This is a genomic window from Flavobacterium soli DSM 19725 (genome assembly GCF_000422705.1).
Classification (GTDB): Bacteria; Bacteroidota; Bacteroidia; order Flavobacteriales; family Flavobacteriaceae; genus Flavobacterium; species Flavobacterium soli.
The window spans coordinates 102,194-114,486 of sequence record NZ_AUGO01000008.1; the positions used below are offsets into that span (position 1 = coordinate 102,194).

Here is a 12,293-nt window from a genome sequence, read left to right on the forward strand (position 1 = left end):
TTTCGTATTTTTGCGGAGTTTTTAACGAAAAATTATCAAATGCAACACGACAAACAAATTTTCGACCTTATTCTTGAAGAACAAGACAGACAGATACACGGATTAGAGCTAATTGCTTCTGAGAATTTCGTGAGCGACCAAGTGATGGAAGCGGCAGGTTCTTGCCTAACAAATAAATATGCCGAGGGTTATCCGGGTAAACGATATTATGGTGGTTGTGAAGTAGTGGATGTTGTAGAACAAATCGCTATTGATCGTGCTAAAGAATTGTTTGGAGCAGCTTATGCAAATGTTCAACCACACTCAGGTTCTCAAGCAAATACAGCAGTATTTGCTGCATGTTTAAAGCCAGGCGATAAAATTTTAGGATTTGATTTATCCCATGGCGGACATTTAACACACGGTTCTCCTGTGAATTTTTCAGGAAAATTATATTCGCCAGTTTTTTATGGTGTAGAAAAAGAGACAGGACAATTCGATTATGATAAAATCCAAGAAATAGCGACCAAAGAGCAACCAAAAATGATTATCGCTGGAGCTTCTGCTTACTGCCGTGATATGGATTTTGAGCGTTTCCGTAAAATTGCAGATAGCGTTGGAGCTCTTTTATTAGCTGATATTTCGCATCCAGCTGGTTTGATTGCAAAAGGTTTGATGAACGACCCAATTCCGCATTGCCATATCGTTACTACAACTACTCACAAGACGTTGAGAGGACCAAGGGGAGGAATGATCTTGATGGGGAAAGATTTTGAAAATCCTTGGGGATTGACTACTCCAAAAGGCGAAATCAGAATGATGTCTTCGTTATTGGATTTATCTGTTTTTCCTGGAAATCAAGGCGGTCCGTTAATGCACATCATTGCCGCTAAGGCAGTTGCTTTCGGAGAGGCATTGAAGGATGAGTTTTTTACCTATTCACTTCAAGTGCAAAAAAATGCAAAAGCAATGGCAGAAGCTTTCGTGAAAAGAGGATACAACCTTATTTCTGGAGGAACTGACAACCACATGATGTTGATTGATTTGAGAAACAAAAACATTACAGGTAAGGAAGCTGAAAATGCATTAGTTAAGGCCGAAATTACGGTAAATAAAAATATGGTTCCTTTTGATGATAAATCACCATTTGTAACTTCTGGAATCCGTATTGGAACTCCAGCTATAACAACTCGTGGTTTAGTAGAGTCAGATATGGAAACGATTGTGGATATGATTGACCGAGTTTTGATGAATCATACAAACGAAGAAATCATTGAGCAAGTTGCAGACGAAGTGAATGAAATGATGGGAGAGCGAGCGATTTTCGTTTTTTAACAATTGTTTGATTGAATACATAAATTGCCCGTACTTTCTGTACGGGTTTTTTTATGAAATGCAAAATCATTATTCAAGTGTATAAATGGTCGCTGCTATTCGTTAAAACTAGCAAAAAGCAATACCTTTGCAGTTCATTTATCGCTCTATAAAGTTTACAATTTAGATGGGAAAACCTATTATTCGCATTTGCACCCGAGTTTTATTTTACACGCTATTTATTAGTATGGGTGTAGGTTCTTCTATTGCTCAAACCTTCCCTCAAAGCAAAGAATTATTAAAAAAGACATCTCAATTATTATATTCCAATCCAGATGAAGCGATTAAGATTGTCAAACATCTCTTAAAAAATAATTCAGATGACGATCAAAAGGCAATTTTAAATTTGCTTTTAGCAAAAGCTTATGCAACCAAAGGGAATTCAAATAGTGCGATTGTTTCAATATATGAGGCTGGAAAATATGCTAAAACTATTGATGATACAATAAAAATTCGTATTCTCTTGCTGAAATCTTCCCTTTTAAGAGGTTTGTATTTAGATTCACAGTCCGAAAAATATCTTGCAGATGCATTAGCCATCAATCAGCGGCAACCTGAAAAATTGATGATGCAAATAACTGAAGCCCATATTGTTTTAAATAAAATTAAAATGCATTTAGAGCGACGAAGCAGCAGCAAAGCTCAAGATGTATGGGAGAAAAACACTCAGCTTTTTAAAGAAGTTTCGGAAAAAAATAAAAATATTGCTCAAGATATTCGAATGGTAAAGGCTGAAATATTCAGTTATGTTTCTGAACTAGATTCTGCTGTCATTTATTACAACAAGTCACTTCTATTTTCGCAAGAGCTAAAAAATCCAAATATTTTGGAACAAGCCATACTGTTTAATGAATTAGGAAGGTTGTATTTTCAGAAAAAAGAACATCAAAAATCAATAGATATTCTTTTAAAAGCTCTTGACAAGGCTAAGAAAATTAACAATCCTGTCTTATTGAAATCAATTAATAGGTATTTGTCAATCAATTATCTAGCTTTAAATGACAGGCCCAATTATAAATTTTTCAACAATGAGTTTCTAAGATTAAATAATATTTTGGAACAATCAGAAGAAGAATCTGTTAACTCTGCCTATAACTTAATTAGTCAAGAGCAAGAATCTTTTTTTGAGGCTAAGAGAAAGGAATATGCTGTTCGTTTTTATTTCGTTTTGGCAGCTTCCATACTGATTATTTTGGTTTGTCTCGTTTTTTGGCTTAAAGCAAAATGGAGGAAAAAACGATTGAATGAAATTGTCAAATATCTGGAAATCAGTAAAAATGTTTTTTCTAAAATTGCTGTTGAAAGAAAAGAACCTAATAAAAAAATAATCATACCAGCCGAAACCGAACAAGCTATTTTGACAAAGCTAAAGCGTTTTGAAGCCTCTACCAGGTTTACTTCAAAAGAAATGTCTTTGGCAGTTATGGCTGGCCAGTTTGAAACGAATACGAAGTATTTATCAGAAATTATTAATAAACATTATCAGGATAATTTCAATACTTATATCAACAAGCTTCGTATTAATTTCATTATAGAGAAGCTAAAAAGCGATCCTAATTTTATGAACTACAAGATTAGCTATCTTGCAGAAAAGAGCGGTTTTTCGTCGCATAGTAGCTTTGCAACCGTTTTTAAATCGATAACGGGAATAGCTCCTGTGACTTTTATTGATCTTTTGAAAGAGGAAACCGAGCAAAACAAAAAAGAAGTTTAGTATGCAGATATCCATTAAACATATTCTGTTGGTGTTGTTTCTGATTGCAAATTATTGCTGTATCGGTACTTTTGCTCAAAGTAACATCCAGTTAGACAGCCTCATTAGAGCAAGTACCTTAGAAATTTATGAAAATCCAGACAAGGCAATTGCTGTAGGGAAATCTATTTTTGAAGATCCAAAAAACACTACAAAACAAAAAATTAGAGGGTTGACTTTGATGTCTGATGGCTATTCATCTAAACGCAACTATCAGAAATCTCTAGAAACTGTTTTAAAAGCTAAACAGATTGCAAATAAGATAGATGACGATTTGCTCAAGATTAGAATTGTATCAAAATTAGCAGCTCAATACCAACAATTAAAAATTTATGATAAAGCAATTGCTTTTTTGGACGAGTCAGAAGCCTTGTGTTTGAGCTTTCCCGTTAGAGATTCAGTCCAATTTCTTTTGGGAAACAACTATGTTATTCGTGGTTTTATTTATAAAGAGCAACTCAATTGTGATATTGCCATTAATTATTTTCAAAAAGGAATTAAGGAATATCAAAAAATTGATGGTTCTCTGATGAATGCCAATCTTAGTATAACTTATTATAATATAGGGAATTGCTATATTTTGATGGCTAATCACGCAGCAGCAAAGAAAAGTTTTACCGAATCAATTTCAATTGCACACCAAATAAACGCTAAGAGTTTAGAAGGATTTTCTTTGAAAGGTCTTGCTGAAGTGTATACGCTTGAGGGAAGATATAATGAAGCCATTAAAAAGCTTGATGAAGCTTTAGTAGTTTCTAAAAATGTGGGGGATTTGGTTTTAAATCAAGGAATTTACAAAGGCTTATCAGAAAATTACCTAGCAATTAACGAATGGGAAAAGTATCGGAATTATCATTTGGATTATTTGCAAACCCAATTGCAAGTAAAAGAATCCGAACGTAAATCAATCAGTAATTCGTTGGATAAATCATTTGCCAACCATCATTTAATTTTGGAGGAATCCATTCCCAATTATTATTATGGAATTATAACATCAATTTTGATATGTATTGTGATTGTGATTATTTTTATTTTTAACACTATTAAAGTAAAAAAATCAAACCTTAATCTTGAAAAATTGATCAATAATTTGCAAAAAAGTAAGTCAAATCCCCTTTGATTGCAAGATGCTATTCTAAGCATGTAAGTGTCGTGTTTTTAATAGTTTAAGGCGTCATTTGTCCTTTCAAATTTCGGTAAATACACAAGACTTGTCTATAAATTACTCATTTTGTCACGCTATTTTTATGGCGAAACTAACCAAAATGATGTAATCATTATGCAAGAAAAAGTACAATTAACCAAGGTGATAAATCGTATTTCATCACCACCTATCTTCCCCAAAACGTTTTCGGAAGTTAGCAATTTTCTCCTACAAAGTTGTATAGGAAAAAAGGTAGCGTTACCTATGTTATTCTTTTTAGTAACCATTTCCAGTTATGGACAATTGGCAACTGAAAATTTTGAAAGTGGTATTCCTGCCACTTGGACACTATTTAATAATTCAGTTGGAACATTACCATGGTCTATTTCTACTGATGGATATCTGGGTAGTGATGCTGCTACAATAAATCCATCGGCTGAAAATATTGGAGCTGGAAATATAGCACAGTATTTCTTGGTAGCCCCATTAGTGACGGTTCCAGAGAATGCTGAAATTAGGTTTTATACCAAACGTGCCACAACAGATGCAAATCCTGATATTGTATATCAAATAAGGGTTTCTACCGCAAGTCAGCCCGATATTAATGGTTTTTCAGTGGTGTTGCAAGAATGGCAAGGATCAGATCTAAATGTTGGTGCCGAAGACCAATACGAAGAAAAGATTGTTAGCATTCCGTCCAGTATTCCAACTGGTTTGGATATTTATATTGCCTTTGTAGCTGTAAATACACAAACCGGTGTAGTTGCAAGTGGTGATGCATGGTTTATTGATAATGTTCGAGTAATCGAATCTTGTCTAAAAGTAGTGGAAGCTGATTTTAATGTTGATGCTGTTACGCCAATTTCGGCTCAATTATCGTGGACTCATCCAGACGCTTTTGATTTTGAAATAGTTGTAGTGCCACAAGGAGAAGTTCCTGGAACTACAGGAACAATTGTTTCTAATTCGCATCTAGCCGATGGTTTAGAAGGCGATACTTTTTATGATGTTTATATCAAAACCATTTGTGATGATACTACTAAAAGTGCTTGGGCTGGACCTTTCGGTTTCAAGACTGCTGTTTATGGTTTGTCTTGCGAAACACCAATTGTTATAACGGCTTCTCCAGGTGTTCCTTATTCGCTTGACGCTAATTTAAAGGATTTCCCAAATGCTGATACGGTACTTTATGCCAATCAAGGAACAAGTTGCTTATCGCCAGCTATAACCGAAAATTATTTGGAGGGAAACAAGATTTTTCTTTCCTATACAGCAACACAAAATGGTGTTATCAACATCAGCCAACTTACACTTCCTTGGTCTCAAGGGACTGAATGTTTTGGAAATGCAATTACTGGTGTTTTTGTTTATGAGAATTGTACCAATGTTGGTGTTGAATGTTTGGCAGGTTTGAATACTACACAAACAGATCAACCTAAATACATCGAAAATTTTCCTGTTGTAGCAGGAACAGAATATGTTATTGTAATTTCAACTTCTTTTGCAGGTACCGATACAAGTATTTGTTTTGAATTTGATTTGTCGTTCTCGACTTGTCCAGCTCCTTCCATTTTTACTTATAAGGATTTGGTTCAAGACAGCGTTTCTTTTTCTTGGAACAATCCAGTAAATATTGCAGATTCTTGGGAATATGCTGTTCAAACTGCAGGTTCTGGAATTCCTACATCAGGAACACCTACCAATACAAACGTTGATAACATAATCAATACAGGTCTTTCAGCAGGAACTCTTTATGAAATATATGTAAGATCAGTTTGTGATGGAGGTCCAGGAGAATGGAGTATGCCTTATACTTTCACAACACAATGTGCGATTTTGGCAACACCTTATTTTCAAGATTTTGTTGGTGCTACAGCAGCAAACCCAGAACCATGCTGGACTTCAATGGACTTGAATGCTGATGGCGTGAAATGGTCTTATCAAGGAGGTTGGGAGGATGGCTATTTAGGTTATGCAACTTTAAATACCAGTACCAACCAAAATAACAATCATGATTATTTGGTTTCACCTCAAATTAATTTTAATGGAACTCAAAAGCGTTTGCGATATTCGCATCAAGTAGGCTGGGGTGGAAGTTCTAGTTATAGCATAAGAATCTCCACAACTGGAATTGGTGAAGAAAACTTCACTTATGAATTACTGCCAGAAACTACAATTTCTAATGAATCTTGGCAAGAAGTAATCTACAATATTCCTGAAACCATCACGGGAACAGTTAATATTGCATGGGTAGTTTCTCCACTTGGTTCAGGACAAGAAGCCAGTAGAATTTCTATCACAAATGTATATATCGAAGACAAACCAGCTTGTCCAGATCCGATTGCTCCAATTGCAGAAGATGTAACTACAACAACTGCAACTTTATCTTGGACAAATGGAGAATCTGAAACACAATGGCAAGTAGCCATTCAGCCATTAAATACAGGGCTTCCAACAGGAGATGGAATACTTGTAGATTCTAATCCTTACATTGCAGATGTAGATCCAGCAACACGATATGAATATTATGTTAGGGCCTACTGTAATGAATTGGAACAAAGTAACTGGGTTGGACCTTTTAATTTCACCACACAGTGTATATCATTCGATACTCCATTTTATGAAGGATTTAATGATGCTGATTCAGATACTAAAAAATTCTGTTGGTCGATTAATAATGCCAATGCCGATGCTGCACAGTGGATAATGAATCCAGAATATCCATCTATTCAACCAAGTACTTCTTGGTTTAATCCAACTACTGGCTATGATGATTACTTGATTTCTCCAGCTATAAATGCGGTTGGAACCAAAGAATTAAAGTTTGATTACAGAGCCGCTTTTTCAATTTTTGCTCCAACTTCTAGATTTGGTGTAGAAGTATTGATTTCTACAACCGATACCAATCCTGAAAGTTTTACAGTGTTGATGCCATTGATGGAGTTTACCAACACAGACTTTGAAGAAAAATCACTTTACTTTGAAGGTACTGGAATTACTTATATCGCTTTCAGAGTTCCGCCAGCCTATAATTTAGCAGGAGGAAGTTCTATTTTGCAAATCGATAATGTTAGTATCACTGATGCACCAGCTTGTCCGATGCCATCTGCTTTAGCTGCTGCTAATATTTTACAGAACCAAGCATTATTGTCATGGTCTCCAGGTTACTTAGAAGAAACATGGAATGTAGTGGTGCAAGAAGCTGGACTTGGAACGCCAACAGTTGCTGGAACACCTGTGTCAGCTCCAAATTATACACCAAACACCTTAGAGCCAAACACGGATTATGAGTTTTATGTAAAAGCAAATTGTACAAGTGAAAACAGCGAATGGGCAGGTCCTTTTGTTTTCAGAACGCTTTGTACAGCTTTCAACACACCTTTCCAAGAAACATTTAATACTGACTCAACTTCCGAAGACTGCTGGAGAATCCTTAACGAGAACAGCGACGGAAACATTTGGAGTATGCAGGTAACTGTAAACCCTTATGAAGGTAATCAAATGGCGGGAATGTTTACAGGAAGTAACGGTGCAAATGATGATTGGTTGATTTCACCAACAATCAATGTTACCGCAAATCAAAGACTACGCTTCTATTATAAAGTTTACGATAGCTTCTTTACTGAAGATTTGGAAATCAAACTTTCTACATCAGGTATCGACCCAGAAAATTTTACAACCACATTATACAATACTGAAACAGAAACGGTTTTACTGAATAACGTGGAATACAAAGAGATGATTATCAATTTCCCAGAAGCTATAACAGGAAATATAAACATTGGATGGCATATACCAGAAATGGAACCAAGCTGGATGGGCTACAGAGGTCAATTATTATTTATTGATAATGTAATTGTAGAGGATATTCCTGCATGTGCATCAGTATCAAATCCAGTTGTAACTTCTATAATTGATACCGAAGTTCAAATCACATGGGATGCAAACGGTTCGGAAACTTCCTGGGAAATTTCGGTTCAACCGTATGACACCCCAGCTCCAGTAGGGAATACACTTCCAGAATATCTTTATACGGCAACTACAAATCCATATACAATAACAGGATTGACTCCAGCTACAAAGTATGAATATTACATCAGAGCGATTTGTAGTGAAACACAGCAAAGCGAATGGGTGGGGCCATTTGAAGTTATTACAAAATGTAGTTTCGAAAATTTATGTGAATATACCATCACCTTGAGTGGCGGGCCAACAGGAGGAATTGGTGGAGGAATCGATGTAATCCAAAACGGTTATGTTATTCAAACACTTGATTTCCCAACTGTAGCTTGGAACGAAATTCCTGAGCCTCTAGATTTTACACTTTTCCTTTGTACAGGTGTTGAGTTTTCACTGTTTTGGGACTCTATAGGAACGGCTCCAGGGCAATTTCCAGGGGCAACTGTAACCGTAAAAAATAGTGAAGGAGTAGAAATTTCTTCTACAGATTTAGGTTTGCTTCCTGCTCCACGTTCTACTTTCTTTACAGGAATTGCAACTTGCGGAACGATTACTTGTCCACAACCAACGAACTTGGCAGTTAGTCCAACAACAGCTTTCACTTGGACAGCAGGAGGAACTGAAACACAATGGGAAGTTTTTGTTCAACCAGTAGGGAACAACACACTTCCACAATCGGGAACTATAGTAGATGTCCCAACTTATACTCCATCGGAGGCTGATTTTAATGATCCGACAACTACTACCTATGAATATTTTGTTCGTGCCATTTGTGGCCCAGATAATACTAGTTTTTGGTCGGGACCTAAAGTATTTGTTAGAAATGACGATGCCACAACAGCTTTAAAATTGCAAGTAAACGACGATGAAATTTGTAATATTTCAGCAAGTGATGTAACTTTTCATGGTGCCAGTCCTTCAGCAGATCCAATGTCATGTGCAGGAACTAATAATGCTGATATTTGGTTTGAATTTGATGCAACAGCAAAAATTCATATTATCGAAGCAAATGGATTTACAGGCAATTTCTACATTTCTTCGGGAGATGAAGCCTATCCAGATATGACCATGACTTTATACCATGTTGCAGAAGGTGGAACTTTGGTAGAAAAAGCATGTAGCAACAACAACTCAATTGTGGCGATGTACACTTCTGAACTAATTGTTGGTGATACTTATAAAATCCGCTTGACGCTAAATGCTCCAGCAACCAATACCAGAAAATTCAATGTTTGTATCAAGACTCCATTGGATTTCTGCAAGGTAAATGCCGTAAATTATGATTTTGAAACACCTCCGATGCAACAGGTTACCGGAGTTACCACTATAGGAACCGAATTTGTAGTGCCAGGTTGGAGAGTAAACGTTGATACTTGGGATGCTATTTTCTTTGCAGAAGCTCTGAATTCAATCAATTTTGCACCTTATTCTGGTGGACAATGCATTCAATTGTTATCTGATCCAGAAGAAGATTGGGATGCAAATGACCCAAATATCAAAGGACTCTACCAAGAATTTGATACCTCTGAAATTACCGTGATGGACTATAGTTTTGCTCATGCAACACGTTCTGAAGGAAATAGTATCCAGTTGTATGCAGGACCACCAACAGGACCTTTTACTTTAGTTACCGAAGAAGCTGCTGTTGGATTACAGTGGACTCTGAAAACAGGTGAATATGTTGTTCCAGCAGGTCAAACCACAACACGTTTTATATTTAGAACCAAAGAAAATAAAATCGGAAGCCTTTTGGATGTTGCTAATTTTACCGCAAATATCTCAATCAAAACGGCTCCGCAAACATTGGCTTGCCAAGAAACAGAAGTGGTTTTAGAAGCAGAAGGAATCGGAACTTGGTCAGCTGATGAAGCAAATCCAGCAATGACCTTGATTGCAAATGCAACAACTAAAACAGCTACAATTTCTGGATTCAATACGCCAGGAATTTATACCTATCATTGGAAAACACGTTATTGTGACCAAACGGTTACCGTAACCTATGAAGGTTTCGAAGATGTTCCAACGGTTACTACACCAGTTGAATATTGCTTGAATGCAACTGTTCAACCTCTAACGGCTACACCATCTGAAAATCATACGCTAAAATGGTTTACAGAAGAAATAGGAGGAACAGGAACTACAACGGCTCCAACACCAGTAACAACTGCTTTAGGAGAAACAGTTTATTATGTTGCGAACGTAAATGCCGAAGGTTGTGAAGGACCAAGAGTAGCGATTTCAGTGATTATCAATGATACTGAAATGCCAGAAGTTGGTTTTGCTTATGATGAAAATCAATACTGTATAATTGGAGAGAATCCAGTTATTACACTAAATGAAGATTTTGCTACAGGCGGAACTTTTACAGCAACTCCAACTGGTTTAGCCATTGATGCTACAACTGGAGCAATAGATCTATCAACTAGTACTGCAGGAACTTATGAAGTGACCTATAGCGTGTTGCAAAACGAATGTGTCTTGGCAAATGAAAGTTCGGTTACCATTGTGATCGGTGTTACAACCGCACCAGTTGTTGGGTTTACCTATACAACTCCGGTTTGTACTAACAGTGCTAATTTACTTCCAACTTTAATAGAGAACTTTACTACAGGAGGAGCATTCAGTTCAACAACTTTAACAGTTAATGCTTCAACTGGAGAAATCGACATGACAACTGTAAGTGCAGGAACTCATGAGATTGTTTATAACATTGATGCTTCAGTTGAAAATTGTCAAGCAACAGGGTCATCAACTTTCCAAATCGTGATTGAAGATTTGATAACGCCTGTAACAGGATTTACTTTCAATATTGATTACTGTCAAGCAGATACTAATCCGTTGCCAACTTTGCCAGTCGGTTTCTACACAGGAGGTTTATTCAGTTCCTCAACAGGATTGATTATCGATGCTTCAACAGGTGAAATTGATTTAGAAAATAGTCCGGCTGGAGTTCATTCAGTAACCTATGATGTTCCGTCAAGCGGATGTGTTGCTGCTGGAACGAATACGGTTTCAATTACAATTAACGAATTATCTGCTCCAACAGTTTCATTCAGTTATGACGATGCTTGCGTAAATGCAACAGCAAGTCCATTGCCAATTTTAGAAGCAGGATTTGCTTCAGGAGGAACTTTCAGTTCACCAACATTAACAGTTGATCCAACAACTGGAGCAATTGACTTGACGTCAGCGACAGAAGGTGCACATGATGTAGTTTATACATTAGATTTAGATGTGACAATGTGTACAGATGCAGCCATTTTTACTGCTCAAATCATATTGATTGATGGTATCAATGCAATTACATCATTTACTTATGATGCCACTTATTGTTCAGGTAGTTCAGATGCTTTACCAACATTGGCAAACGACTTTACTCTTGGAGGAACTTTCAGTTCAACCGATGGTTTAGTGATTGACCCTGCAACAGGAGCTATCAATATTACAGCAAGTACAGCCGGAACTTATGTCATTACTTATGAAGTAGAATCCGATGAGGAAACGTGTACTGTTGGAGGTTCAAATACATTCACGATAACCATTTTTGGAGCATTGAATGCTACTGTAATGGGTGGATGTGAGAACAAACAATATATTTTAAAAGCAACGCCAGTTGACGGTTCATTCAACCCATCAGATGTAGATTATACTTGGAGAGATGCTGCTGGAAACATAGTAGGAACAAATGCTGATACGTTCAATGTAACGGAATATGCAATAGGAAATCCAAATGCGATTTTCCCAATGGTATTTACGGTTACAATCGAAGCAGGTGCTTGTTCTATCGAAACACCTTTCACGGTAAACACGGTTACTTGTATGGAAATTCCACGCGGAATTTCGCCAAACGGGGATGAATTCAACCAGAATTTTGATTTGACCGATATGAATGTTCGTAGTGTTATCATTTTTAACCGATATGGTACTGAAGTGTATAGCTTTAGCGGAAACTACACCAATCAATGGTTTGGTCAAACTAATGGTGGAGACGATTTGCCAGTGGGTACTTATTTCTATAGTATCACAACCGAAAACGGAACTTCTGTAACAGGTTGGGTATACATCAATAGATAAATTAATCAT

At 36.6% G+C, this 12,293-nt stretch carries 4 protein-coding genes; all 4 read left to right on the plus strand.

The genetic code is table 11. From position 1 onward, the window contains the following. Positions 1-39: 39 nt before the first annotated feature. The 4 genes from glyA (at position 40) to G508_RS0111230 (ending at position 12,284) form a co-directional block, all read left to right on the plus strand. Positions 40-1,314: a serine hydroxymethyltransferase gene (gene glyA, locus G508_RS0111215; RefSeq protein WP_026705407.1), complete on the plus strand. Its 1,275-nt coding sequence runs from the start codon at positions 40-42 to the stop codon at positions 1,312-1,314. Between the two features lie 166 nt (positions 1,315-1,480). Next, positions 1,481-3,067, plus strand: a complete 1,587-nt coding sequence (locus tag G508_RS19575; RefSeq protein WP_084625964.1) for an AraC family transcriptional regulator — start codon at positions 1,481-1,483, stop codon at positions 3,065-3,067. A 1-nt stretch (position 3,068) separates the two neighbouring features. Then, a complete protein-coding gene (locus G508_RS0111225) occupies positions 3,069-4,226 on the plus strand; it encodes a tetratricopeptide repeat protein (RefSeq protein WP_035694615.1) in 1,158 nt (385 codons plus the stop codon). Positions 4,227-4,514: 288 nt separating this feature from the next. Then, positions 4,515-12,284: a choice-of-anchor J domain-containing protein gene (locus tag G508_RS0111230; protein ID WP_169628029.1), complete on the plus strand. Its 7,770-nt coding sequence runs from the start codon at positions 4,515-4,517 to the stop codon at positions 12,282-12,284. Positions 12,285-12,293: the final 9 nt, after the last annotated feature.